This is a genomic window from Nocardia salmonicida (assembly GCF_036142455.1).
GTDB lineage: Bacteria > Actinomycetota > Actinomycetes > Mycobacteriales > Mycobacteriaceae > Nocardia > Nocardia salmonicida.
Genome location: NZ_CP108014.1, coordinates 1,388,548 through 1,412,044, shown reverse-complemented (window position 1 = coordinate 1,412,044; position 23,497 = coordinate 1,388,548). Strand labels below are relative to the sequence as shown.

The 23,497-nt window shown below is 66.1% G+C and carries 22 protein-coding genes; 11 read left to right on the top strand and 11 right to left on the bottom strand.

Features of this window, described 5'->3' with window-relative positions; all coding sequences use genetic code 11:
* Positions 1-113 precede the first annotated feature (113 nt).
* The 5 genes from OHS03_RS06745 to OHS03_RS06725 all read left to right on the top strand — a co-directional run bounded on the left by OHS03_RS06745 (position 114) and on the right by OHS03_RS06725 (position 4,026).
* Positions 114-890, top strand: coding sequence for an SDR family NAD(P)-dependent oxidoreductase (locus OHS03_RS06745; RefSeq protein WP_328661631.1), 777 nt, complete (start codon positions 114-116; stop codon positions 888-890).
* Between the two features lie 174 nt (positions 891-1,064).
* Positions 1,065-1,337, top strand: coding sequence for a hypothetical protein (locus OHS03_RS06740; protein WP_328661630.1), 273 nt, complete (start codon positions 1,065-1,067; stop codon positions 1,335-1,337).
* A 171-nt stretch (positions 1,338-1,508) separates the two neighbouring features.
* On the top strand, positions 1,509-2,060 hold the full coding sequence (locus OHS03_RS06735; RefSeq protein ID WP_063003945.1) for a Cif family virulence factor: 552 nt from the start codon (positions 1,509-1,511) through the stop codon (positions 2,058-2,060).
* Positions 2,061-2,065: 5 nt separating this feature from the next.
* Positions 2,066-3,151, top strand: coding sequence for an S-(hydroxymethyl)mycothiol dehydrogenase (locus OHS03_RS06730; RefSeq protein WP_328661629.1), 1,086 nt, complete (start codon positions 2,066-2,068; stop codon positions 3,149-3,151).
* 20 nt (positions 3,152-3,171) lie between these two features.
* Complete coding sequence (locus tag OHS03_RS06725; protein WP_328661628.1) at positions 3,172-4,026, top strand: LLM class F420-dependent oxidoreductase; 855 nt, start codon at positions 3,172-3,174, stop codon at positions 4,024-4,026.
* Between the two features lie 56 nt (positions 4,027-4,082).
* Here the strand turns inward: OHS03_RS06725 and OHS03_RS06720 are convergent, their stop codons facing one another.
* The 3 genes from OHS03_RS06720 to OHS03_RS06710 all read right to left on the bottom strand — a co-directional run bounded on the left by OHS03_RS06720 (position 4,083) and on the right by OHS03_RS06710 (position 8,318).
* Complete coding sequence (locus OHS03_RS06720) at positions 4,083-5,750, bottom strand: FAD-dependent oxidoreductase (protein ID WP_328661627.1); 1,668 nt, start codon at positions 5,748-5,750, stop codon at positions 4,083-4,085.
* Between the two features lie 35 nt (positions 5,751-5,785).
* Complete coding sequence (locus tag OHS03_RS06715; protein WP_328661626.1) at positions 5,786-6,691, bottom strand: SDR family NAD(P)-dependent oxidoreductase; 906 nt, start codon at positions 6,689-6,691, stop codon at positions 5,786-5,788.
* A gap of 88 nt (positions 6,692-6,779) precedes the next feature.
* A complete protein-coding gene (locus tag OHS03_RS06710; protein WP_328661625.1) occupies positions 6,780-8,318 on the bottom strand; it encodes an aldehyde dehydrogenase family protein in 1,539 nt (512 codons plus the stop codon).
* 234 nt (positions 8,319-8,552) lie between these two features.
* On the opposite strand from OHS03_RS06710, the gene fadD1 reads away from it, so the two are divergent.
* Genes fadD1 through OHS03_RS06695 form a run of 3 tightly spaced genes read left to right on the top strand, consistent with a single transcriptional unit; the run spans position 8,553 to position 12,350 of the window.
* Positions 8,553-10,157, top strand: a complete 1,605-nt coding sequence (gene fadD1 / locus OHS03_RS06705) for a fatty-acid--CoA ligase FadD1 (RefSeq protein ID WP_328661624.1) — start codon at positions 8,553-8,555, stop codon at positions 10,155-10,157.
* The gene (locus OHS03_RS06700; RefSeq protein ID WP_328661623.1) at positions 10,144-11,268 is read left to right on the top strand and encodes a TIGR03857 family LLM class F420-dependent oxidoreductase; all 1,125 of its coding nucleotides are present in this window, start codon (positions 10,144-10,146) and stop codon (positions 11,266-11,268) included. The genes fadD1 and OHS03_RS06700 overlap by 14 nt, the downstream gene beginning before the upstream one ends.
* The gene (locus OHS03_RS06695; RefSeq protein WP_328661622.1) at positions 11,265-12,350 is read left to right on the top strand and encodes a phosphotransferase; all 1,086 of its coding nucleotides are present in this window, start codon (positions 11,265-11,267) and stop codon (positions 12,348-12,350) included. The genes OHS03_RS06700 and OHS03_RS06695 overlap by 4 nt, the downstream gene beginning before the upstream one ends.
* 49 nt (positions 12,351-12,399) lie before the next feature.
* Here the strand turns inward: OHS03_RS06695 and OHS03_RS06690 are convergent, their stop codons facing one another.
* From OHS03_RS06690 to OHS03_RS06680, 3 genes are read right to left on the bottom strand one after another with little or no spacing between them, the layout of a single operon-like run.
* Positions 12,400-13,179: an SDR family NAD(P)-dependent oxidoreductase gene (locus tag OHS03_RS06690; protein ID WP_328661621.1), complete on the bottom strand. Its 780-nt coding sequence runs from the start codon at positions 13,177-13,179 to the stop codon at positions 12,400-12,402.
* Complete coding sequence (locus OHS03_RS06685; protein WP_328661620.1) at positions 13,176-14,129, bottom strand: alpha/beta hydrolase; 954 nt, start codon at positions 14,127-14,129, stop codon at positions 13,176-13,178. Before OHS03_RS06685 ends, OHS03_RS06690 begins: the two co-directional genes overlap by 4 nt.
* Positions 14,126-15,505 (bottom strand): flavin-containing monooxygenase, encoded by a 1,380-nt coding sequence (locus OHS03_RS06680; RefSeq protein ID WP_328661619.1) that lies wholly within the window; start codon positions 15,503-15,505, stop codon positions 14,126-14,128. The genes OHS03_RS06685 and OHS03_RS06680 overlap by 4 nt, the downstream gene beginning before the upstream one ends.
* A gap of 150 nt (positions 15,506-15,655) precedes the next feature.
* Between OHS03_RS06680 and OHS03_RS06675 the strand changes: the two genes are divergently transcribed.
* Positions 15,656-16,261, top strand: a complete 606-nt coding sequence (locus tag OHS03_RS06675; protein WP_328661618.1) for a TetR/AcrR family transcriptional regulator — start codon at positions 15,656-15,658, stop codon at positions 16,259-16,261.
* 36 nt (positions 16,262-16,297) lie between these two features.
* On the opposite strand, the gene OHS03_RS06670 is transcribed toward OHS03_RS06675, so the two are convergent.
* Entirely contained in the window at positions 16,298-16,903 is a 606-nt protein-coding gene (locus tag OHS03_RS06670) for an LppU/SCO3897 family protein (protein ID WP_442942371.1), read from the bottom strand.
* 313 nt (positions 16,904-17,216) lie between these two features.
* Between OHS03_RS06670 and OHS03_RS06665 the strand changes: the two genes are divergently transcribed.
* Positions 17,217-17,825, top strand: a complete 609-nt coding sequence (locus OHS03_RS06665; protein ID WP_328661616.1) for a DUF8020 domain-containing protein — start codon at positions 17,217-17,219, stop codon at positions 17,823-17,825.
* 46 nt (positions 17,826-17,871) lie between these two features.
* On the opposite strand, the gene OHS03_RS06660 is transcribed toward OHS03_RS06665, so the two are convergent.
* Both OHS03_RS06660 and OHS03_RS06655 read right to left on the bottom strand, forming a co-directional pair.
* Positions 17,872-18,780, bottom strand: a complete 909-nt coding sequence (locus OHS03_RS06660) for a hypothetical protein (protein WP_328661615.1) — start codon at positions 18,778-18,780, stop codon at positions 17,872-17,874.
* A gap of 332 nt (positions 18,781-19,112) precedes the next feature.
* Positions 19,113-20,336, bottom strand: a complete 1,224-nt coding sequence (locus OHS03_RS06655; protein ID WP_328661614.1) for a cytochrome P450 family protein — start codon at positions 20,334-20,336, stop codon at positions 19,113-19,115.
* A gap of 281 nt (positions 20,337-20,617) precedes the next feature.
* Between OHS03_RS06655 and OHS03_RS06650 the strand changes: the two genes are divergently transcribed.
* A complete protein-coding gene (locus OHS03_RS06650) occupies positions 20,618-21,187 on the top strand; it encodes a hypothetical protein (RefSeq protein ID WP_328661613.1) in 570 nt (189 codons plus the stop codon).
* A 54-nt stretch (positions 21,188-21,241) separates the two neighbouring features.
* On the opposite strand, the gene OHS03_RS06645 is transcribed toward OHS03_RS06650, so the two are convergent.
* Both OHS03_RS06645 and OHS03_RS06640 read right to left on the bottom strand, forming a co-directional pair.
* Positions 21,242-22,396 (bottom strand): acyl-CoA dehydrogenase family protein, encoded by a 1,155-nt coding sequence (locus OHS03_RS06645; RefSeq protein ID WP_328661612.1) that lies wholly within the window; start codon positions 22,394-22,396, stop codon positions 21,242-21,244.
* Positions 22,396-23,463, bottom strand: coding sequence for a phosphotransferase family protein (locus tag OHS03_RS06640; protein WP_328661611.1), 1,068 nt, complete (start codon positions 23,461-23,463; stop codon positions 22,396-22,398). The genes OHS03_RS06645 and OHS03_RS06640 overlap by 1 nt, the downstream gene beginning before the upstream one ends.
* Positions 23,464-23,497: the final 34 nt, after the last annotated feature.

The following is a 23,497-nucleotide window of genomic DNA, read 5'->3' as shown; positions in this document are numbered from 1 at the left end:
GCACCGGCCGGTAGGCGAAATGGTTTGCGTCAGAGGTGTTCTAACGCCATCGACTCTCGGCGGGCATTCGTTGTCCGGTGAAGATCGAATCCCTTGGCCGTGAAAGGCATCAGATGACCGAGCCCTCCCCCGCCGACGCGCGTCGCGTGGCGATCGTGACCGGCGCCGCGTCCGGTATCGGCCGTGCCACTGTCGAGTTGTTCGCCGAACGCGGGCACCACGTGGTCGCGGTGGACATCTCCGAGCACAGCTCGGCCGGGCTCGGCGACGGCATCGTGACCCTGTCCGGCGATGTCTCCGCGGATGCCGTGAACCAGGCGGCTGTCGACACCGCACTGAGCCGCTTCGGTCGACTCGACACCATCGTCCTCAATGCCGGAACCGGCGGCACCCCACCGCTCGAGTCCGCCGATGCGGTCCGCGCGGCCGACCGCATCCTCGACGTGAATCTCCTCGGCCCGATTCGCGGGCTGCGGGCGGCGATTCCGGCGTTGCGTCGGTTCGGGGGCTCGGCGGTGTTGACCGCGTCGGTGGCCGGACTGCGGGGCGATGCCGGGAACTGGGCCTACAACGCGTCCAAAGGCGCGTTGATCAATCTGGTCCGCGCGGTCGCGATCGACTATGCGGCCCACGGCGTTCGGATCAATGCCATCGCCCCCGGCCTCACCCGCACCGGGATCACCGCAGGGGTCCAGCAGGACCCGGCACTGCTCGCCGCGATCGAGCGCCGGATTCCGCTCGGACGATTCGCAGAGCCCCGAGAACAGGCGGAGGCGATCTGGTTTCTCGCCTCGCCCGCCGCCGGATACATCACCGGGACCACCCTCGTCGTCGATGGCGGCCTCGACGCCAACCTCGGCATATTGCCGCTACCTGGGCAGTCGTTCTGAACGGGGCTGCTCGCTGACGCCGATCTCGGCCACACTGTTCCATCGACTCGGGCGCTGTGCTGTGATTGTCACCGGGAGGGCAACCATGCACGAGAATCTCTGTGGCCGGGTCGCGGTCCGATGAACCCACCCTCCTCTTCCCCGCCGTCCGCTCTGCGCTGGGTAGTTCGGCTGATGGCCGGTGCTGTGGGTGCTGCCGCCGGGTTGGTCTGGTTGCGATGCATCTACATTGTGCTCGCATTTCGCCTCGTGACCGACCCCGGCTTCGATCCCCATGGATACGGACTCGTCGCGGGAACCGTGCTGTCGGTGCCCGCCGCTCTTGTCACCGCGGTGGCTCTCCCCTTCGTTTTCGCTCGCCATCAGCGAGCGCGGGTCGCGCGAATCACCACACCGGTCCTGATCGCGATCACGGCGTTGCTGTGGGCTGCCTTCATCACGGCCTAGGCCCGAACTCGACACCCTCGTCGACCATGTACTGCGCACAGCCATCAAAATATGGACATTAAATTGGACATGTGTCTATACACTTGTTCACACTCTGTGTACCGTACGTGCTATCTCTCGGACTCGGTGCCATGCGGTGCGGAGTCCGCTGTACAGATCGGAGCAATGTTCATGTCGTTTCCCCGCGCCGAACTCGACGAAATGATCCAACGGTGGTTGCAGGCGAACATCGAGTGCGAGCAGGCAGGTGACTGGCGGCCACTGGCGGAGTTCTATACCGAGGACGCCACCTACGGCTGGAACTACGGGCCCAAGCACGACTTCATGGCGATCGGGCGCACCGAGATCCGCGATTACGCGATCGGCTTGGAAATGGACGGCCTCGATGGCTGGACCTACCCCTATCAGGCCTGGGTCACCGACGAGAAGACCGGCGACATGCTCGGCCTGTGGAAGCAGGTCTGCGAGGTCAAACGCGCCGACGGCACGAACTACGCCCTCGACGGCATTCAGGGCAGCTGGTTCAAATACGGCGGCGACTTCCAATGGAAGTGGCAGCGCGACTTCTTCGACTACGGCAACCTCACCGTGCTGTTCACCGAGATGATCACCAACGACGACCTGCCCGCCGGCGTGAACAAGCGCATCGAGCGCGTAGTGAACTCCAAAGGCAAGCTGCCCGGCTGGTACCGCCTCGGCACCTCTCCGGTCCCCCTGTGGTGAACGCGATGACTGAAACAGTGCGGGGCGTCATCGCGCGCCGAGCCGGTGCCGAGGTGGAGATGGTCGACATCATCATCCCCGAACCCGGAGCCCATGATGTCGTCGTCAAGGTGCTGGCCTGCGGGGTCTGCCACACCGACCTCACCTACCGCGAAGGCGGGATCAACGACGAGTTCCCGTTCCTGCTCGGCCACGAAGCAGCCGGGGTCATCGATCGGATCGGCACCGCCGTAACCCATGTCGCCGTAGGCGATTTCGTCGTTCTGAACTGGCGTGCGGTCTGCGGAAGTTGCCGCGCGTGCCGTCGCGGCCGCCCCTGGTACTGCTTCGATACCTTCAACGCCGAGCAGAAGATGACACTCGGCGACGGGTCACCGCTCACCCCCGCGCTCGGAATCGGGGCCTTCGCGGACAAGACGCTGGTACACGAAAAGCAGTGCACCGTCATCAATTCCACCACCGACCCCGCCGTGGCCGGCCTGCTCGGCTGCGGCGTCATGGCCGGGTTGGGGGCCGCTCTCAACACCGGAAACGTCAGCCGTGGCGACTCGGTCGCCGTGATCGGCTGTGGCGGCGTGGGGGCGGCCGCGATCGCCGGGGCGCGCTTGGCGGGAGCGAGCACCATCGTTGCCGTCGACCGTGATCCGGCCAAACTGACCGGCGCGACCGCACTGGGTGCGACCCACACCGTCGATGCCGGAACCGAGGATCCCGTCGAGCGAATCCGTGCGCTCACCAACGGTTTCGGCGCCGACGTCGTAATCGACGCGGTGGGCCGCCCCGAGACGTGGAAGCAGGCGTTCTACGCCCGCGATCTGGCCGGAACAGTTGTCCTCGTCGGCGTACCGACGCCGCAGATGCGGCTGGAGATGCCGCTGCTGGATTTCTTCTCCCACGGCGGCGCGCTGAAATCCTCCTGGTACGGCGACTGCCTCCCGGAGCGCGATTTCCCGACGCTGATCGAGCTGTATCGCCAACAGCGCCTGCCCCTCGACCTGTTCGTCACCGAACGCATCGGCCTCGCCGACGTCGAAAAGGCCTTCGAAACCATGAAATCCGGCCGCGTTCTGCGCTCCGTGGTGACGTGGTGAACCGGAAAGAGTTGACACTGATGAAATTCGGGATCGTCCTGTTCACCAGCGACCGCGGCATTCGGCCCGCGGTGGCCGCCCGGGCGGCGGAGGAGCGCGGCTTCGCTTCGTTCTTCGTGCCCGAGCACACCCATATACCCATCAAGCGGGAGGCGGCCCATCCGTCGACCGGCGACGCGTCGCTGCCCGATGACCGCTACACCCGAACCCTCGATCCCTGGGTGTCGTTGGCCATGGCGGCGGCGGTCACCGAGCGGATCGAGCTGTCCACCGCCGTGGCGCTGCCCGTCGAGCACGACCCGATCACCTTGGCCAAAACGATCGCGACCCTGGATCATCTGTCCGACGGGCGGGTGACGCTCGGAGCCGGATTCGGTTGGAACACCGACGAACTCGCCGATCACGGGGTGCCGCCGAACAAGCGGCGCACGGTACTGCGCGAGTACATCGAAGCGATGCGAGCGCTGTGGACCGAGGAGGAAGCCGGCTATCAGGGTGACTACGTGTCGTTCGGACCGAGTTGGGCGTGGCCCAAACCTGTCCAGCGCCATGTCCCGGTACTCATCGGCGCGGCAGGCACCGAGCGCACCTTCGAGTGGATCGCCCGCAACGCGGACGGCTGGATCACCACGCCGACCGAAACCGATATCACCGCACGATTGGCGCTGCTGCACAAGATCTGGGCCGATGCCGGGCGCAGTGACCGACCACGCGTGGTCGCACTGGACTTCAAACCCGACCCGGCCAAGTTGGCGCTGTGGGCCGGGGCCGGGGTCACCGACGTGCTGTACGGGCTACCCGACCGCACCGAGACCGAGGTGCTGCACTATCTCGACCGGCTCGCGGCGAAACTCGCCGATCTGACCGGGCTCTGACCCGAGAACAGATCCCGAGATGCGGGCCGGGCTACTACAGCCCGGCCCGCGTCTCGTTAACGTGCACGTGCGGTGTCGACCATGTCCTCGACCCGGGTGAACTTGATGCGAGGACGGCCCGCCGCAGCGCCGTTGGCGCGCTCCGCGGCGTCGATCAGCGCCCATCCGTCCCGGTCGACGAGATTCGGGCAACGACGCGACAGCAGGGCCAGCAGGTCTTCCCGGTCGCCGGCTGGTGTGGCCAGGCGTCCGGCGGTGAAGTCCTCGACGATCCCGGCGACGGTCTGCTCCGCGTCGCCACGGTTGGTGCCGATCACGCCTCGCGCCCCGCGCTTGATCCACCCGGCGGCATAAGCACCGGGCAGTACCGCGCCCGCGCTGTCGAGCACCCGGCCGCCGTCGTTGGGGATGATGCCCTTGCCCGAGTCGAACGGCACACCGGGTACCTGCCTGCCGCGGTAGCCGACGGCACGCAGCACCAGGGAGGTATCGATGGTTTCCACGCGGTCGGTCGCCACAGCCACCGGCCCCTGGGGGCCGCTGTGAATCTCGTTGTGTGCCAGCCGAAGTGATTCGACCCGGTCTTCGCCGGTCAGCGCGACAGGGGTGACGCGGAAACGGAAGTCGACGAGCCGAGGTGCGCCGGTGGTACCCCGCGTGCTGTATTCGTGCGCCAGGGTCAGTTTGAGGCGGGTCGTCGGATCGATGGCCGGATCCGACAGTGCGGCGACCACATCCTCATCGATGTCGGCGGGATCGATGACGACGTCGGTACCGGACGAGTGCCCGAGCGCGAGGAATTCCGGGCCGGTGTAGGCGGCCTGGCGAAGGCCACGTCTGCCCAGCAGCAGGACCTGGCGGATATTGCTGTGGCGCAACGCTTCCACCGCGTGATCGGCGATATCGGTGCCCGCGAGCTGATCGGGATCAGTGGTCAGAACTCGCGCGATGTCCAGCGCCACATTGCCGTTGCCGACGATGACCGCCCGCTCACCGGACAGGTCGAAACGGTGGTCGGCGTAATCGGGATGCCCGTTGTACCAAGCCACGAATTCGGTGGCCGAGTGACTGCCCGGCAGATCCTCGCCGGGTATGTGCAGTCGCCCGTCCGCGGAGGCGCCGACCGCGTAGATCACCGCGTGGCAGTGCTCCAGCAGTTCGGCATGCGAAATATCGCGTCCGACTTCGACATTGAGGTGGAATCGGACCGAGTCGCGTTTGAACGCCGACGCGAACATCGTGGTGACGCCGCGGGTCTCGGGATGGTCGGGAGCGACTCCGTACCGAGCCAGCCCCCACGGCGTCGGCAGGCGATCGAACATCTCGACCTCCACATCGCCCCGGCCGAGCAGATGCTCGGCGGCGTAGCAGGCCGCGGGTCCGGTGCCCACGATCGCCACGCGCAACCGGCCCGCCGCACGCGACAGTCGGGCGGGCGCGGCGTCGACGGCGATATCGGTATCGAGCGGGCGGTGCTGGAAGTAGGCGGCATTGATCTCGGCGTAGCGCAGCAGGTTCACCGGCAGGTCGTCGGCGTCATAGATCGAGTCCACGGGACAGGCATCCATGCAGGCGCCGCAGTCGATGCAGGTATCGGGATCGATATGCAGCATCTCGGCGTTCGCGAAATCGGGATCGCCGGGTCGCGGCCGGATGCAGTCGACCGGACACTCCGCGACGCAACTCGCGTCGTTGCAGCATCGCTGGGTGATGACAAAGGCCATGAGCACACCTTCCATGGACGGTAGATCGGACAGGGTCAGCCCGCGGCTTGCGAGCGATCCGCCCCACGGTCGGGGATCATCTGACGCAACTCCGCCATGGTCCACGGCGGTGCGTCCCGATGGTCCCGGTAGCCCACGATGGTGGGGGTAGGGCGTTCGAAGCGGCCGACGAATCCGCCTGCCGCGATGTAGATTTCACCGGTGATATCGGCCGCGATATCGCTGGCCAAGAACTGATAGAGCGGCGCCACGTAGTCCGCGGCAGGCGCGTCGAGCGAACTGCGCATCGTTATCTCGTCGAGCATCTGCCGCCGATAGAGTTCGAGAATCTTGGCCTCGTAGGCAAATCCGGAGGAAAGGCGCGTCTTCGCGCCGGGGCACACCACGTTCGCCCGAACTCCGTACTCTTTCAGCTCCGCAGCGATCGCCAACGTCAGGCTGGTCACCGCTCCTTTGCCCGCTGGGTATCCCGTCCCGCCGTAGTCTCCGAGGTAGGCGAAAGAGCTCGTATTGATGATCGAACCGCGCCCCTGCTCGACCATCCGGGGCGCGGCGGCGCGGCAGGTGTTGAACACCGTGGTGAGATGCGAATCCAGCAGGGCCCGCCAATCCCATGGCTTCGCATCCAGAATCGACGAGGCGGGCGGTTCGGCGATTCCCGCGCAGTTGACGAGAATGTCTATGGCGCCGAATTTTTCGACACAGACATCGATCGCTCCGGTCGCGACGGCCACATCGGCCGCGGATCCCGCCACTCCCACAGCCGAATGTCCGGAGAGCGTGATCGCCTTGGCCGCCCTGTCGACGGCCGCCTCGTCACGCCCGTTGATCACCACCCCCGCACCGTTTTTGGCCAGCAGTGCGGCAACTGCGAAGCCGATCCCCCGACTGCCGCCGACCACGACCGCCCCGCGCCCACTCAACGATCGCTCGCCGTTCATCCCGTTCTCCACTCACGTCGACCACATCCACACCGCCTCGAATCACGCTGTGGTCCAGAAGAATTACTGCCGCAGATCCGAGTTGCCGTCAGGACATCAAGCGTCGCGCGATCGCGCTGCCGAACCCGTACTTCAGAGTGCCTGCGATCATCGCGACCGACTCCTCGGTGTACGGATACCAGATCCGCTCCCGCTTCAACTGCCACCGATCGAGCAGAATCGGCTGAGCGTGGGTGAATCCGCGCAGGCCGTGGCGGCCGTTCGTCTGTCCGAGGCCGCTGTGTTTGCGGCCGCCGAACGGCGCCTCCGGCACTCCGTAGATCACGGCGGCGTCGTTGTGGACAACCGATCCGGTGTCGAGACGCTTGGCGATACGCAGAGCTTTCGCTGTGTCCTTGGTGAAGACGCTGCCGCTGAGCCCGTACTGACAGTCGTTGGCCAGTCGGATCGCTTCCTCCTCGTCCGCGACCCGCATGATCGCCGCGACGGGGCCGAAAGTCTCCTCCCGCATCAGTTCCATGTCATGGGTGACCTCGACCGCGACCGTCGGCTCGAAGAACAAGCCATCGGCGGTGTCGGCTTCCCCGCCGACCAGCAGCACGGCGCCACGGCGTTTCGCGTCTTCGAGGTGACGGGTGACGATCGCCACCTGGCGATCCCAGCACATCGGACCCATATCGGTGCCGTCAGCGGCACCATAGGTCAGCGACTTCGCCTTCTGCTGGACCAGCCGAATGAACTCGTCGGCAACGCTTTCCACGACATAGATGCGCTCCACGCTCAGACACACCTGGCCGCTGTTGAACATCGACAGGTACACCGCCCCCTCCGCGGCCCGTTCGATGTCGGCGTCGTCGCAGACGATCATGGCGTCCTTGCCGCCCAGTTCCAAGGTGCACGGAATCAACTGCCGCGCACAGGCTTCGGCGACCTTTCGGCCGGTGGCGACACTGCCCGTGAACGAGATCTTGTCCACCCCGGCGTCGACGAGGGCGGCGCCCGTCTCGCCGTCGCCGTGAATCAGTTGCAGCACATCCGCCGGAACACCGGCTTCGTGCAGGATCTTCACCACCCAACCGCCCGAATGCGGCGTGACTTCCGAGGGCTTGAGCACTACGGCGTTGCCCGCCAGCAGCGCCTGCGCCACCGGATTCATCGACAGCACGAAGGGCGCGTTCCACGGCGTGATCACGCCGATCACGCCCAACGGGCGGTAGTGCACGGTGAGCTTCTTGAACGGACGGATATAGCCGTGCAAGCGTTCACGATGATCGGCGAGATCCCGCTTGGCTCGGCGGCTCCAATAGTTCAGGAAGTCGCACGAGGCCAAGATCTCGATCGCCAAGGCTTCGACGCGCGGCTTGCCGGATTCGGCCCGAAGAGTGTCGACGACGTCGTCCTGCCGGGCGATCAAGACCTCGACGGCCGCACGGATGATGGCAGCGCGCTCGCGCACCGGCCGTTCCGCCCACGCCACTTGGGCGACCCGGGCACGGGCGACCGCTTGCCCGACCTCTTCGGCCGTGCTCACCACGATGTCGCCGACCGCTCCCCCGTGCACCGGACTGCTCAACCCGAGACGACGTCGACCATCCGACGCCTGCGGCAGCGCTTGCACAATCGCCATGTCGATCTCCTCAACTAGGTCTTCGAGGTGCCGATGCCGACCACCCGACCGAATCTTCGACACGACAGGCGTGAAGGGACTATCGTTGGACACTCACCTGGACACTTGTCTGGACGCTAGCAGAAGACGCACTTGAATGGCAATGACCACCCCTCCCGTGCACGGCCGATCCGGCGAGTAGACAATTTTCGAAATCTGTATACAGCCGTCGATAACGTGTTCTAAATTCGGCCCATGGCTGCAACGGTCACCGAACTTCTGCTCGCGCGAGCCGAGGACGATTCCCTCGCGATCACCCGCCCTGGTCGGACCTGGACGTGGCGAGAGCACATCGCCGAGGCTCGACGCCAGGCCGCGACGATACTGTCCGTCGCCGATCCCGCCCGTCCGATGCATGTGGGAACACTGCTGGGCAACACTGCCGAGATGCTCACCAGCCTCGCCGCCGGTGCGCTCGGCGGATACGTCACGGTCGGCATCAACAACACCCGGCGCGGCGCGGCCCTCGCCGACGACATCCGGCGCGGCGATGTCCAGATCCTGCTCACCGACGCCGAGCACCGAGCACTGCTCGACGGACTCGACCTCGACGGCGTCACCGTCTTCGACGTCTCGCTGCCACGCTGGGCCGAATTGCTGGACAGTGCAGCCGAATTGACGCCGCACAGCGTGCCGGGCGCGATGGATACCTTCATGCTCATCTTCACCTCGGGCACGAGCGGGAACCCGAAGCCCGTGCGGCTCGCGCACATGATGGTGCCGTTCGCGGGACCGCCGCTGGTCGACCGGTTCGGCCTCGGCACCGACGACATCTGCTACCTGTCGATGCCGCTGTTTCATTCGGCCGCGATACTCGGCGGCTACTGCGTGGCCCTCGCCAGCGGGGCAGCCATGGCACCCGCCAAATTCTCGGCCTCGACATTCCTCGCCGATATCCGGCGAAGCGGCGCGACGTACATGAACTACGTCGGCAAGCCGCTGTCCTACATTCTCGCTACCGAACAGCAGCCCGACGACGCCGACAATCCGCTGCGCGTCGCCTTCGGCAACGAGGCGACCGACCGCGATATCGACGAGTTCACCCGGCGCTTCGGGTGCACGGTGTGGGACGGATTCGGCTCGACCGAACTAGCGATCATCATCACCAGGGAACCAGGTACCCCGCCGGGTTCCATCGGCAAGGGTTATCCCGGTGTGGCCGTGTACAACTCGGCGACTGTCACCGAATGCCCGTGCGCCGTCTTCGACGAACACGGCGCCCTGGCCAATCCGGACGAAGCCGTCGGCGAACTCGTCAACGCCGACGGGACCGGCCTGTTCATGGGCTACTACGGCGACGAGGAAGCCACCGCCGAGCGGACCCGCGGCGGTCTCTACTGGTCGGGCGATCTGGCCTACAAGGACGCGGACGGCTTCCTCTATCTCGCCGGTCGTACCGCTGACTGGATGCGCGTCGACGGTGAGAACCTCGCCGCGGGTCCGATCGAACGGATCCTGCAACGGCTCGACGCGGTCAGCCGGGTCGCCGTCTACGCAGTTCCCGACGACCGGGTCGGCGACGCGGTCATGGCCGCGATCGTCCTGCGCGACAACGCCTCTCTCGATCCGGGCGAGCTCACCGCGTTCCTCGGCGAGCAACTCGACCTCTCCCCCAAGGCCTGGCCGCGCTTCGTGCGCCTGGCCGCCGACCTACCGACAACGGCCACCAACAAGATCCTCAAACGCACGCTCGTCGAGCAGGGGGCCACGGCAGGCGAGGGCACCCTCTGGCGACGCGAATCACGCTCGACCACTTACGAAATCGACGCACCGGAGGTGCCTGCCGATGTCAGCAGATGAACAACTCCCGCCACAGCTGACCGAACTCGGCTATTACGCGCTGTCGCGGCATCCCGTCACCCCCGCCGATCTGGCGGCTGAGGCGGTGCTAGCCGACCGGATCGGGCTGGGCACCGCCTTCGTCTCCGAGCGGTTCAACATCAAAGACGCCGCGGTCCTGTCGGGCGCCCTCGCCGCTGTGTCGACCAGGCTGGGTATCGCCACCGCGGCGACCAACCACAACACGCGTCATCCGATCGTCACCGCGAACATGGGCGCGACCCTTGCCGAACTCAGTGGCGGACGTTTCGCACTCGGCCTCGGACGCGGAATCGCGCCACTGTGGCAGGTTCTCGGGATACCGAATGTGACCGGTGCGCAACTGGCCGAGATCACCGACATCGTGCGCAGGTTGTGGCGCGGGGAGACGGTCATCGGCCACGACGGCGCGATCGGTTCCTATCCGGTTCTGCATCTCGGCGTGGCACTCGATTCGCCACCGCCGGTGCTGCTGGTCACCATGAGCCCACGGACTCTGCGATTGGCGGGCCGCATCGCGGACGCGGTTGTCCTGCACACCTTCCTCAGCGCCGAAGCCACCGCGACCGCGGTGTCGACGGTGCGCGAGGCCGCCGAACGCGCGGGGCGCGATCCTGCTTCGGTGCGGATCTGGTCGGTCGTGGCCACTGTCGGTGACGACCTCGACGAGCAGGATCAACTGCGGCGTCTCTACGGCCGCCTGGCCACCTACCTGCAGGGCTATCCCGAGATTCTGATGCGAGCCAACAGCTGGCGCAGCGACGATCTGGAGCGGGTGCGGGCGAGCACGGCCTTCACTTCGGCGCGTGGCGCGATCGACGCGACTGCCGATGCCGCCGAACTCACCGAACTCGCCGCGGTGATTCCGCGGGAATGGGTGAGCGACTGCGCGACCGGTTCCCCGAATGCCTGCGCCGCGGCGGTCGACCGCCAATTCGAACTCGGCGTCGACTCGGTGATCATGCACGGCGCCACCCCCACCGAACTGGTCCCGGTCGTCGAGGCCTACCGAGCGATCCGCTCGACCCGGCGCGCACTGCCGGCCAACCCGGGCTCGGTCGCGCTACCGGTCTCGTCAGGAGTTGTCGCATGACCGCCGAATACACGCCTCCCGGAACGGTGTCGGAGGACATCCCGACCGATCCGGATTCGCTCACCCCTGCCTGGCTCACCGCGACACTACGGGCGCACGGGCACGCCGTGGAGGTCGACAGCGTGACCGTGACGCCGGTGGGTTCGGGTCAGATGGCCGGCTCGTACCGGCTGCTGCTGCGCTATCGCGACAGCACCAGCTTGCCGGTGAGCATGATCGCCAAACTCGCCATCGGCTCCGAGGAGCATCGCCGGTTCGGAGCGGGCGCCTTCCGCAACGAGGTGCGCTTCTACCGCGACCTGGCGTCGACGCTGCGGACCCCGGTGCCGGGCTGTCACGCCGCGGTCGTCTCGGAATCCGGCAGCGAATTCGTGCTGCTACTGGATGATCTCGCGCCGGCGGTGCAGGGTGACCAGATCGCGGGCTGCACCGTCGAACAGGCGCGCGCGGTCGCCGTCGCCGCCGCGGGGCTGCACGGCCCGCGCTGGTGTGACGACACGTTGTTCCGGGTACCGGGCCTGTCTCTGCCCACTGCCGAAGATCGCGACCTGATGGACTCGGTACTCGGGCCGATGGCCGACGCCTTCGTCGAGCGTTTCGATGATCGGCTCACCGACCTCGAACGGGCCGCCGTCGCGTGGCTCGTCGAGTCTGCCGGTGAGTGGCTGATCGCCCCGCTGCGGCATTTCGCACTGCTGCACGGGGATCTGCGCGTCGACAATGTGATGTTCGCGCCGGACGGCACGGTGACGGTGTTGGACTGGCAGACGATCACCCCTGGGCAACCGCTGCGCGATATCGCGTTCCTGCTCTCGACGAGCCTCACGATCGAGGACCGCCGCCTGCACGAGCGCGCCATCGTCGCCGACTACCACCGGGAACTCACCCGGCACGGCGTCACCGGCTACAGCGCGGAGCAGTGTTGGGCCGACTACGTGGCGTCGCTGATCCACGCGCCGCTGATCGTCGTATTCGGTTGCGGCGCGGCCGCTCCCACTGCACGCGGCGACCGGATGTTCCACACGATGCTCACGCGCAGCGCCGCCGCGATCGACGACCTCGTACCGGGCGCACTGCGCTGAATCCGATACTCGGTGCGATCGCGGCGGAGAAAGCCGGTGCGGCAACGATTTACGGCTGCTCCGGGTTCGCTGCCATCGCCCGTACCCGGCCCAGCACATCCGGGTAGCGGCGCAGGTGTGCGCCGCCGTTGAGATCGATCGCCGCTCCGGTCATCCAGCTCGCGCGGTCGGAGGCGAGGAAGGCGACCGCTTCGGCGATCTCCTCCGGTCGCCCGCTGCGTCCGAGCGGAGTGTTGTCCAGGTACTCCTCGGTCAGCCCCGGCACCATCGAGATTCCGGCGACCAGTGGCGTGTCGACCAGGCCGGGAGAGATCGCGTTGACGCGAATGCCACGCTCGGCCAGTTCCAGCGCGGCGACCTCGACGAGCATGAGCACGCCGGCTTTGGCCGAGCAGTAGGAGGCCATACCTGTCCCCGGTTGGCGACCGTTGAGCGAGGCGATGCAGATGATGCTGCCGCCCTCGGTGGCGTGGCGACCCGCGTGTTTGAGGACCAGGAAGGTTCCGGTCAGGCAGACATCGATAGTGGTCTGCCAGTGCGCCAGGTCGAGTTCGGTGATCGCGCCCGGAATCGAGAGCCCGGCACAGTTCACCACGGTGTGCACACCGTGCGCGGACTCGAATCCTGTTGCCACCGAGTCCTCGTCGGTGACGTCCATTCCGATCGCCGTGACATCGCCGCCGAGCAGCGCCGCGGCGTCACGGGCCGCACCGTCGTCGATGTCGGCGATGATCACCCGGTACCCCTCGGCCGCCAAGGTGCGTGCGGATGCCAGGCCGATTCCGGATGCTCCGCCGATCACCAGTGCCGAACGTCGATCGCCGATCATGCTGTTCCCTCCGTGGTCCGAACCTGGCTGTGCGCTGCGTCTAGCAGATGTCGTCGTAGGAAATGCACCTGGTGGGCGACGGCGGTCTCGAACCACTGATTGCCCGCGAAGAGGTCGAAATGGTCACACGGGTAGTGCCTGACCTCGGCGCGGGCCTTGAACGCCGCCTTGGCCGCGGCGTGTGGGGGCGCGGCGCGGTCGAAATCGGCGATCTGCACGAGGACCGCGGCAGTGATGCGGTCGGCGTGCCGATCGGCCCGATAGCCGCTGAGCTCGAGTCCGACGGCGGCGTCGACTTCGTTGCGCCAGGTCGGCCCGGCCAACGCGGTGTAGGACTCGAAGTAGCCCTCGACGGTCAATGCGGCTTGCTCGCCGGGTCTGCCGACCAGCGGCATCATGATCGGCGGGCCGCCGAGGCGCCCCGCGATCGCGCTGCGCACACCGGTCATCGCGGAGCGGGTGACCGCGCCGACGCCCACCTGGCTCAGGGCATTGCGACCCGCCGAGATGCCGTCGATCATGGGCGCCATCGCGATCACCGCGCGGATGTCGGTCCGCTCGGCGGCCACGCTCAACACGTGGCCCGCGGACTGGGAGATGCCCCACAACACTGTCCGCGCCGGATCGACACCGGGCTGCGCGATCGCCGCGGCGATCGCGGCGTGATAGTCCTGGACCTGAGCGGCCATCGAGACCCGTTGGCGCGGTTGACCTTCGGAGGCGCCGAAGCCGCGGTAATCGAAGGCGAGAACAGCGAGGCCGGAGGCGGCGAGGTGCTGCGCGAACGGAGCGAGACCGGAATCCTTGGTGCCGCCGAATCCGTGCGCCATGACCACGACGGGCGAGCCGGTCGGCCCGGTGAGAGAACCGTCCGATGCCGGAGGAAAGAACCAGGCATCGCAGGTGGTTCCCTGGGAGAGAAAGGAGATCTGCCGGTACTCGTCGGTCATCGGGGCACTCCTACGGTCGTGGTGTCGGTATCGGCCACCCGGGCCCACGGCGGCGGTCCGTGGACCCGGGCCCGTTCCGCTCCCGCCGGCAGTTCTCGTGTCCGCATATCGTGTTCGTAGAGGAAGTAGTCGACCTGCTGGGTGTGGCGGGGACGGTCGAGCATGTGCCCGGTATAGCGCTGCTGATCGGCGACGATCACCTCGCGCATCCGCTGCGGCTCGGGCAGCCGGTACCGTCCGACCGCGTACGCCCCGACCAGCCGCGCCTGGGATTCCACGAAGGGGAACAGGGTGGGCGTCGACTGGGCGAATCCGGCGAAGACCAGGTCGTCGATCCCCGGCACGAACATCCGCTTGTAGAGATCGATCCGATTGTCGGGTGCGCTGAGGAACTCCGGATCGAAGAACGGGAAGGTGATGTTGTAGCCGGTGGCATAGATGACGATGTCGACATCGTCGCTGGTGCCGTCGGTGAAGTGCACCGTGTGCCCATCGAACCGCGCGATATCGGGTTTCGGGATCACATCACCGGATCCGAGGCGCAACGGGAGTTCGACCGATTGGGTCGGATGTGCCTCGAAGAACTTGTGATTGGGCGTCGGTAGGCCGTAGCTCTCCGGGCGTCCCGAGATGAGCGGCTGGCCCCACTGCGCGATCTTGCGCTGCCACGAGTACGGGATGTGGGGGCTGGTCCGGTAGTACTTGTCCGCCGGTCGGCCCGCGATGTATTTGGGCACGATCCATCCGCCGGAGCGGGTCGACAGAGTCAGGGTGTTGCCCAGTGCTTTCGACGACAGTTCCACGGCGATATCGGCCGCGCTGTTGCCGAGACCGACCACGAGAATCCGCTGGTTCGAGAAGTCCATCGGTGTACGTAGGTCGACGTACTGGTGCGCGTGCAGTGTGGCGCCCGCGAACTCGCCGGGAAACTGGGGATACCGCGGATCCCAGTGGTGTCCGTTCGCGACGACGAGCAGATCGAAATACCGCGTCCCGGTGCGTTGGGTGCGCAGCTCCCAGCCGCCGTCGGGCAGGCGGCGCGCGTGTTCGACGCCGTTCTCGAATTCGATGTGCTCGGTCAGCTCGAAGGCGGTGCTGTAGTCGTCGAGGTACTGCTTGATCTGCGTATGGTGCGGGAAGTCCGGGTAGTGCTCAGGCATGGGGAAATCCCGGAACGACAGTTGATGTTTCGAGGTGTCGATGTGCAGCGACCGGTAGGCGCTGCTGTGCCCGTTCGGATTGCCGAAGGCCCAATTGCCGCCCACCCGGTCCGAGGACTCGAAGCAGGTATAGGGCACGCCGTAGTCGTTGAGCATCTTTCCCGCGGTGAGGCCGCTGATACCGGCGCCGATGACCGCGGTCCGCGGTTGATACATATCCCGATCCCTTTCGAGCCGATCCGTAGACAGATTCGCAAGAGTGTCTACTCGCAGTTGTCACATTCTCAGATCTGTCCACTGCTTGCTAGGGTTTCGGAAAACCCGAAGTCGCTCCCCCGTGAACGACGACCCCGGAAAGCGAGGAGCGTGACCGAAGCCCCGACGGCGACGGTCGTGGATCGGTTACTCCACGCCGCACAGAAGTTGTTGGCAACCAAGGGAATCCGGGCCACGACGGTCAGCGAGGTCGCCGAGGAGGCCGGAGTCTCGCGCGCCTGGCTCTACCGGCACTTCCCCGACAAGACGACACTGCTCGGCGCGGCGCTCGTCCGGCTGACCGACGCTTTCTGGACCGATGCGCGGGGACAACTCGATGCGATCGACACCTTCGGCGAACAACTCGCGGCGGGGGTGCGCATCGGCAGAGGGGCCTACGACGATCCCGGCGCATTGCTCATTCGGCTACGCACCGACGAACCCGAGGAATTCGCCTTGTGCACCGACGCGGGCGTCTCGGGCCTGATCCCCGACCTGGCCTCCTTCTGGCGTCCCTACGTCGAGGCCGCGGCAGCGCGGGGCGAGATTCATCCCGGTCACGACCTCGCCCAGGTCTCCGAGTGGGTGGCGCGCGTGCTGATCAGCCTGGGCACGATCCCCGGTGACACCATCGACCCCGATGACAGGGTGGCGGTGCTGCGGCACGTACGGCGCTACATCCTTCCCGGCCTCACGGCGGATCCCGGCGCTTCCTGAGTTCAGCTGTGGCGGCCGACTTCCGATCGCGTCGGATCAGCGGGTGCTGACGCAGACCACGTAGCGACGCTGGTCGTAGACGACACCGCGGTCGCCGATCGTGCAGACGTTCACATCCGTGGTGTCTCGGCGGACCTCGAGAACACGGACCCGACCGGGGACGTCGGCGGCGCAGTCCACATGCCGGACCGCGTCACCCTCCAGGTCGAGGCATTCGCCGACGGTCCAGTCGATATCCAGGCAGACGGTCTGGTCCACGCCACCCGGCAGTGTCCGAGGTTGTGCGCGGTCGACATCGCCCGGGCAGCGGCCGCCCGTGGACGCCAATTCCGTCACCCGGTAGCGGGAGTTGGCTTCACCGCACGCAACGTGCCGAATATCGGCCGAATTCGCATTCAAATCCACACAATCGCCGACGCTGAGTTCCACCCAGGGAATCTGCGTCGCGGACTTGGTCAATGTGGACGCGACACTGCCATAGAAATCATTATTAGTTCCCACTGGTTGAGTCGCTGAAACCTCTATCGGCAAAGTTTCTGCGGCAGAGGCATTGTCAGGCCGTCCGGGCTCTTCCGCGGCGAACCCCACGACGACGGAAAGCACCAGGTAGAACGCTCCTGCCAGGGCGAACACCGCACCCATGGCCACGCCGAGTAGGGCCAGGTTTCTCCGACGCGCCATCTGCGTTGTCCCTACTCATCCGCTGGACGTCCCCGACAGACGTCCCACTCGCTGACAGTTCTTACACGGCACACACGAACGTGTCTAATTGTGAATCCACGTCTTTTAACAATGAGAAATCCTGGTCCGCCGCCCAATTCGGCAGGATTGACCAACGGCCGGAAAAGGGTGCTAGGGTCTGCCCGATCTCTCTGGCGGACAACATGGTTCGGGCCCCCACAGGGGCACGCCGTTCTGCCGCGCAATTATTCGTGCTGCGTAAAGGAATTCCCTGATGAAACTCGGTTACCTCCCTGCTGCCACGCTCCTTGTCGGCGCCACCGTCTGGATCAGCGCGGGAACCACCGCCGCGCAGCCGGTCGCACCGACCCCCCAGGCCACCACGTCCGGGGTCGACCAGTCCGTGCGCTACGAGGCCACCCTCACCGAGTTCTCCCGGGTGCTGACCACCACCGTCGCCGGCGGCACCTTTGCCGCCACCGACGACAACACCGCGGTGACCCTCGTCGCCGACTCCGGCGCCGTCGTCACCCGTATCCCGCTCATCTATCAGATCTCCGGCAAGGAGATGCGGGTGGCGCAGACGATCTCCGACGACGGCCACCACCTCGTCCTCGCCCCGCAGGCGCGCGCCGCCGAGATCGGGGAGATGCAGGCCATCAGCCCCATGTCGCAGCTGACGAACGAGATCAACCGCAACGTGGTCGGCGTCGTCGCGGGCGGCATCCTCGGCGGCCTCATCGGCACAGTCCTCGGCTTCGGTTTCCTCAGCATCATCACCGGCCCTGTCGGCCTGGTCCTCGGCGCCATCGCCGGCGGTTACGCCATGGGCGGCCAGCCCTTCCTCGACGCCGTCACCGCCGCCGTCAGCGGCCAGCCCTGACCCACTGATGCGCCCGGCCGCGGCATTCCGCGGCCGGGCGGTCCGATCAGCCGAAGTAGGCCGCGTAGTCGCCGAAAGGAACCTGGCCGGTCGGGCTCGCATTGATGGCATCGACGACCTGCGCGGGTATCGGAGCCCAGTAGGCCGGCATCTCGGCCGCCAAGGCCGGGTTCAAGATGTAGATCAGGGCGAAGTTCACAATCCACAGCGGCGGGGCCATCGACATGCCGACCACGGTGCTCACGCCCCCCTTGGTGTTGGGCACCAGTTGAGCCTCGCCCGAAATCTGCTGTGCCGCGAAGCCGTAGGCAGCCTGCACCGTGTAGGCCGACCGGTAGAGCGCGGCCAGGGTTCGAACCGCACCGTTGTCGCGCAACCAGGTGCCGACGTAACCGCCGGGCGCGAGCAAGGTGTTCACCTGCCTGGTCGGCGCGTCCGTGTTAGCCGGGCTCTCTAAAAGCCCACCGGGGTTCACATACAGTCCGTAGCTGCCCAGTACCGAGGGCGTGTTCTGCCCGTTGACCTCGGAATAGAGGGGGCGGCCAACCGTATTGGTGAGGATTTCGACGCAGGCGACGATCACCTCGCCCGCCTCGCGGCTGCCGCCGACACCGCCGCCGGTGCTGAGGTCGCGATACTGCTGCTCGGTCAGCGCGTCGGCTCTGTCGAGACCTATCTGACCGGCGATCGTGTCGGCCCGTGCCTGACCGAGCGGCTGGTTGAGCTGCTCCGGACTCGTCATCAGCGGCGGTGCCACGTATTCGTAGGCGGGCGCACCGGCGAAGGGGATCGCGAATCCGGTGTCCGAGGGGTTTGCCATGGGTTGCCCGAAGACGGTCTGGGTAGTCGTCAAGGAGAGCAGGCACGCACCGATCAGTGCCAGTACCGAGAGGGATCCGCGGCGGGCGACCGATCCACGCCGACGTCCCGAGCTGACTGTCCAAGTGTTGGCCATAGCCGACCTCTCAGAACACTGCCGTAGGAGGTAACACCGGTTTCCGAATAAGTCAAAGCCGTGTCCGGCACCGTGTCAAGCCCCGCCCCACTTCACGAGGGACGTGCGCGCGTCCCTCTGATCGGACCGTCGGACCAGCTCCCCTACCTGACATCGACAAACCATTGCCGAGAATTTGCCGTCGATACTTCGGCATGAGCTTGTCGAGAATCCGACCCACGTGGGTTTCACGGTCTGTTCGGCGAGTGTGAGAGTGTCAGCGATCAGCGCTGCCAACCAGGCCCGATCACCTCGCCGCCTCCGTAGGTCTACGCGGAGGCGGCGAAATCGAACTAGTCGGCATGCAGATACACCGGAACAGTCGCGTGTCCGTTGGAGATGAAGCTCGGTACCGGCGCCAACTCGGCCTGGCTGGTGGCCAGGCGCATCTGTGGAAACCGATCGAACAGCGCGGGCAGCGCAACGGCCGCTTCCAGACGGGCCAGCGATGCGCCGATGCAGTGGTGCGCCCCGTAGCCGAACGCGAGGTGCTGCTCGCGGGTGGCGCGGGTGGGGTCGAACTCCGCGGTGTCGGCGCCGTGCACTTTCGGGTCACGGCTTGCGCCTGCGTAGGAGGCCAGGATCGCCTCTCCCTTGGCGATCCGGTACTCCCCGGCGATGTCGATATCCTCGACCGCGTACCGCAGGGGCAGGTGTGCCACCGGTGCCTGGAAGCGCAGTGTCTCCTCGACCACGTCTGTCCATGACACCTGGCCTGCGGCTACCGCGGCGCGCTGCTCGGGATGGGTGAGCAGGGCGACGATCGCTTGGTCGAGCAAATTGACCGTGGTCTCGTGGCCGGCGTTGATAACCAGCATCAAGGTGTCGACGAGCTCCTTCTCGGACAGCTGAGAGTCGTCCTCGTCGCGCGTGGCGATCAGCACGCTGGTGACGTCGTCACCGGGATGCGCACGCCGGTAGGCAACGAGTTCGCCGACCAATCCATACATTTCGAGATAGTTGGCCTGCGCCTGCTCGGCGGTGAACGAGCCGTCGAAGAACCCATCCACGCACTTGTGCAGCGCGGGCCCGAATCCTTCAGGAACACCGACCAATTCGGTGATGACCCGGATCGGAACCGGGTAGGCGAAGCCGTCGCGCAGGTCTACCGGCTCGCCGACAGGGGCGGCCGCCAGTGCGTCGAGCAGGTTCTCGGTGATCTCGGCGATCCGCGGACGCAGCGCGGTACTGCGGCGATGACTGAAAGCCGGGGCGACCAGTCGGCGCAGCCTGCGGTGATCGGCGCCGTAGGCGGTGAACATGCTGTCTACGGCCACCCATGGCAGCAGCGGCCACGCCTCGGTGATCTCGCCGTTGATGAACGACATCCAGTGCTGTCTGGGGTCCTTCGAGACCCGAGGATCGGCGAGCAGGCTCCGGAGTACGGCCTGATCGGTGACCGACCAGGCGGGCACGCCGCCGGGCAGCTCGACCAGCGCCACCGGGCCACGCTGCTGAATGCGTGCCGACTCACCTTGGATGTCGGCACCGGTCGTATCCAGCACGATCGGTTCCATGACGATCTCCTCAATACCAGGGTTCGCGGCCCGTGATCGACAGTGCCGCAAACAGTTTCGACCACGTGTGGTTAAAAACCTACCCCGCGGCCGGGCCGTCGAGGGGACGAATAGGACGGTGGCTCCGACGCCTCCCCCGCCCCGACGCCTGGAGGCCAGATGGACCTCCTACCGACGGTGGAGTCAGGGAGTTCCCTGATGTGGTCTTCCGGGCTTACGCCGGATGTCATCGACTCGGAGCCTGCCTACTGTCTACTGCAGAACTTCAGAAGGGGCGTTCCTTGCGAAAACTCACTGCGGCACTCGCGGCCACCACTGTGTATGCGGCACTGGCGGTCTTGGTGTTCTGCACCATGATTTCCGAGACTGTTTTCCTGTACCCGAACTACTTTCACGACATTCCGGCGTCACTGATCGTGGCCGACGAATTCACCGCCGTCGTCTCGGTCGGCAGCGTGATGCGTCCGCTGGGCGCCGTCCTGATGCTGACCGGCGTCGTCGCTGTCGGAGCAACCCTCTGGTCGAAAACGTCGAGAACCTGGACGCTCGCCTCGATGCTCTCACTGGTCTCAGGACTGTTCCTGCTGTCGACGCTGTACCTGTGGCCGCGGTGGACGATTCTGTTCGATGATCGCGCGCTGCACACGGTCGACGAATTGCACCGCACGGCACAGGAAATCGAGGTCGCGCACACAGTGCGTGTGGTGTTGGGAGCACTCACCGCACTGTTCGCCGTGATCGCGGCACTACGAATCTACCGCGACCGAATTCTGCTCGGCGTCGAGTCGACGACAGCGACCACACGGTCAAAGGACCCGCGTTCGGAAAGCACCCAAGGCTTGGTCACCTGACGCGGTCACCGTCGCCGGGCGCACACGGTGGCGCTCGGCGACGGGACTGCTTTTCTACTTCGCGACATCTCGCATCAGTTGGCGTGAGATGGCGTACTTGTGTACCTCGGTCGGACCGTCGTAGAGCCGGAAGGCGCGGATATCGGTGAAGATCGCCGAGACCGGAGTCTCGTCACTGATTCCGATTCCGCCGAGTACCTGCACGCAGCGATCGGCGACCTTGAACAGTTCCTCGGAGACCATCGACTTCACCATCGAGGACTCGTGGCGGCCCTTGCCGCCCTTGTCCAGAGTCCAGCAAGCCCACCAGATCATCAGTCGGCATTGCTGCAGCGCGATCTCGTTGTCGGCCAACATGAAACCGACACCCTGGTGCTCACCGATCGGCTTGCCGAACGACGTGCGGGTCTTCGCGTGTTCGATGGCGATCGCCTGCGCACGGGAAGCCGCGCCGAGCCAGCGCATGCAGTGCGTGAGGCGCGCCGGGGCCAGCCGCAGCTGCGCGTAGCGGAACGCTTCGCCGACCGAGCCGAGGATCGCCGACTCCGGCAACACGAGATCTTCGAACCTGACCACGCAATGCCCTTCGACATAATTGCGATCCATCGTGTTCATGACTCGCTCGATGACGATGCCCGGCGTATTCCCGTGACACAGGAACAGCGTCGCGCCTTCATCGGGAACATCGGCCATGATGATCCAGGTGTCGGCGTTGATCGCGCCGGTGATCAGCCACTTACGGCCGTTGATCACGAACTTGCCGCCGTCGCGGACCGCCCTCGTCGTCAACTGGCTGGGATCCGAACCCGCGCCATCGGGTTCGGTCATCGCGAACACCGAACGCCGCGTGCCGTCGATGACGGGCTGCAGGTACTCGGCGGCCTGCTCGGGAGAGGCGACCTTCGAGAGCAGGAACATGTTGCCCTCGTCGGGCGCGGCGCAGTTCATCGCGACCGGACCGAGCGTCGACCAACCGGCGGCTTCGAAGACCACCGCCTGCTCCAGATGCGACATTCCCTCGGGCCGCTGCTGGATGGTCAGCAGACCGGCTGCCTTCGCCTTCGCTACCAGCTCACTGCGCAGCTCGTCGGTCGGACCGTGCGAGGTGACGCGGGGGTCGCGTTCGTACGGAACAACCTCGGTTTCGACGAACCTCCGTACCCGGGCACCCAGTTCAGCAAGCTCGGCAGGGATCTCGAAGTCGATCATCACTCTCCACTCATCAAGGATTGCGCACGTTCGAACAGGCGCAGAGTTGTCATATGCAGTCGCTCACCGAGACTCATCGGCGCCTTGCCCGCCAGCGCCCTGGCATAGCTGCCCTCGAGCACGATGCCGAGTTTGAAACAGGCCAGCACGGTGTACCAATCGATCGCCGCGACATCACGATCGGACTGCTCGGCGTAGCGGGCGACCAGTTCTCGTGCCGTGGGCAGGCCGCCCATCCGGGTCAATTCGCCGGCGAACTCGTTCGGCGCACCGGGTAGCTGCCAGGTCGCCAGGAGCCAACCGAGGTCGAGCAGCGGGTCACCGATCGTGCACATCTCCCAATCGACCACGGCCACTACGTCGGGCCCGTTCCGGGAGAACATCACATTCGACGCATGGAAGTCGCCATGCAGGATGCCCGGTGAATACGACGTGGGTCGGTGCTCGTCGAGCCAGCGCGCGACCTCGGCGACCGACCCGATAGCCGGGCCCGGATATTCCGCGAACGCCGAGTAGGAGTCGAGTTCGGCGAGCCATCGAGGCACCTGACGTTCGAGGAAACCGTCCGGTCGACCGAGATCGCCGAGCCCGACCGCGATGTGGTCGACCGCACCGAGCCTGGCCTGCGCGTCGATGAGGCTGAAGCACATTTCTCGACGCACGGCGACGTCGCTCGCGTGCAGGTCGGGCAGTTCGACCCCGGCATTGAACCCGGCGACCGGTTCCATGAGATAGAAGACCGCGCCACCGAGGACCGACTCGTCGCCACACGCGGCGATCGAACCCGCATGCGGGACATCGGTTTTCGCCAGGGCATCCAGGACGGTGAACTCGCGCCGGATGACATCGTTGCTGCGCGGACGGAGGTGGCGCGGACCGCGACGCAGGATGTAGCCGCGGTCTTCGCGCTCGAATCGGACCATCACGTTCTGGGTCCCGCCGGTCACCGGCTCGACCGACACCAGCGGCCCCGATCCGAGGCCACGGGTATCCATCCAGGTGGTCAGCGCTGTCAGCTCGGTCCACGTGAGAACGGCACCAGCATCGATCGCGTCTTGCTCGGACATGTTTCTCCTCGAACGGGGTCAGGCCTCCTGAGCG

Coding starts and splice junctions, on each gene's coding strand:
- OHS03_RS06745 (WP_328661631.1), top strand. CDS start 114: ATGACCGAGCCCTCCCCCGCCGACGCGCGTCGCGTGGCGATCGTGACC.
- OHS03_RS06740 (WP_328661630.1), top strand. CDS start 1,065: ATGGCCGGTGCTGTGGGTGCTGCCGCCGGGTTGGTCTGGTTGCGATGC.
- OHS03_RS06735 (WP_063003945.1), top strand. CDS start 1,509: ATGTCGTTTCCCCGCGCCGAACTCGACGAAATGATCCAACGGTGGTTG.
- OHS03_RS06730 (WP_328661629.1), top strand. CDS start 2,066: ATGACTGAAACAGTGCGGGGCGTCATCGCGCGCCGAGCCGGTGCCGAG.
- OHS03_RS06725 (WP_328661628.1), top strand. CDS start 3,172: ATGAAATTCGGGATCGTCCTGTTCACCAGCGACCGCGGCATTCGGCCC.
- OHS03_RS06720 (WP_328661627.1), bottom strand. CDS start 5,750: ATGGCCTTTGTCATCACCCAGCGATGCTGCAACGACGCGAGTTGCGTC.
- OHS03_RS06715 (WP_328661626.1), bottom strand. CDS start 6,691: ATGAACGGCGAGCGATCGTTGAGTGGGCGCGGGGCGGTCGTGGTCGGC.
- OHS03_RS06710 (WP_328661625.1), bottom strand. CDS start 8,318: ATGGCGATTGTGCAAGCGCTGCCGCAGGCGTCGGATGGTCGACGTCGT.
- fadD1 (WP_328661624.1), top strand. CDS start 8,553: ATGGCTGCAACGGTCACCGAACTTCTGCTCGCGCGAGCCGAGGACGAT.
- OHS03_RS06700 (WP_328661623.1), top strand. CDS start 10,144: ATGTCAGCAGATGAACAACTCCCGCCACAGCTGACCGAACTCGGCTAT.
- OHS03_RS06695 (WP_328661622.1), top strand. CDS start 11,265: ATGACCGCCGAATACACGCCTCCCGGAACGGTGTCGGAGGACATCCCG.
- OHS03_RS06690 (WP_328661621.1), bottom strand. CDS start 13,179: ATGATCGGCGATCGACGTTCGGCACTGGTGATCGGCGGAGCATCCGGA.
- OHS03_RS06685 (WP_328661620.1), bottom strand. CDS start 14,129: ATGACCGACGAGTACCGGCAGATCTCCTTTCTCTCCCAGGGAACCACC.
- OHS03_RS06680 (WP_328661619.1), bottom strand. CDS start 15,505: ATGTATCAACCGCGGACCGCGGTCATCGGCGCCGGTATCAGCGGCCTC.
- OHS03_RS06670 (WP_442942371.1), bottom strand. CDS start 16,903: ATGGGTGCGGTGTTCGCCCTGGCAGGAGCGTTCTACCTGGTGCTTTCC.
- OHS03_RS06665 (WP_328661616.1), top strand. CDS start 17,217: ATGAAACTCGGTTACCTCCCTGCTGCCACGCTCCTTGTCGGCGCCACC.
- OHS03_RS06660 (WP_328661615.1), bottom strand. CDS start 18,780: ATGGCCAACACTTGGACAGTCAGCTCGGGACGTCGGCGTGGATCGGTC.
- OHS03_RS06655 (WP_328661614.1), bottom strand. CDS start 20,336: ATGGAACCGATCGTGCTGGATACGACCGGTGCCGACATCCAAGGTGAG.
- OHS03_RS06645 (WP_328661612.1), bottom strand. CDS start 22,396: ATGATCGACTTCGAGATCCCTGCCGAGCTTGCTGAACTGGGTGCCCGG.
- OHS03_RS06640 (WP_328661611.1), bottom strand. CDS start 23,463: ATGTCCGAGCAAGACGCGATCGATGCTGGTGCCGTTCTCACGTGGACC.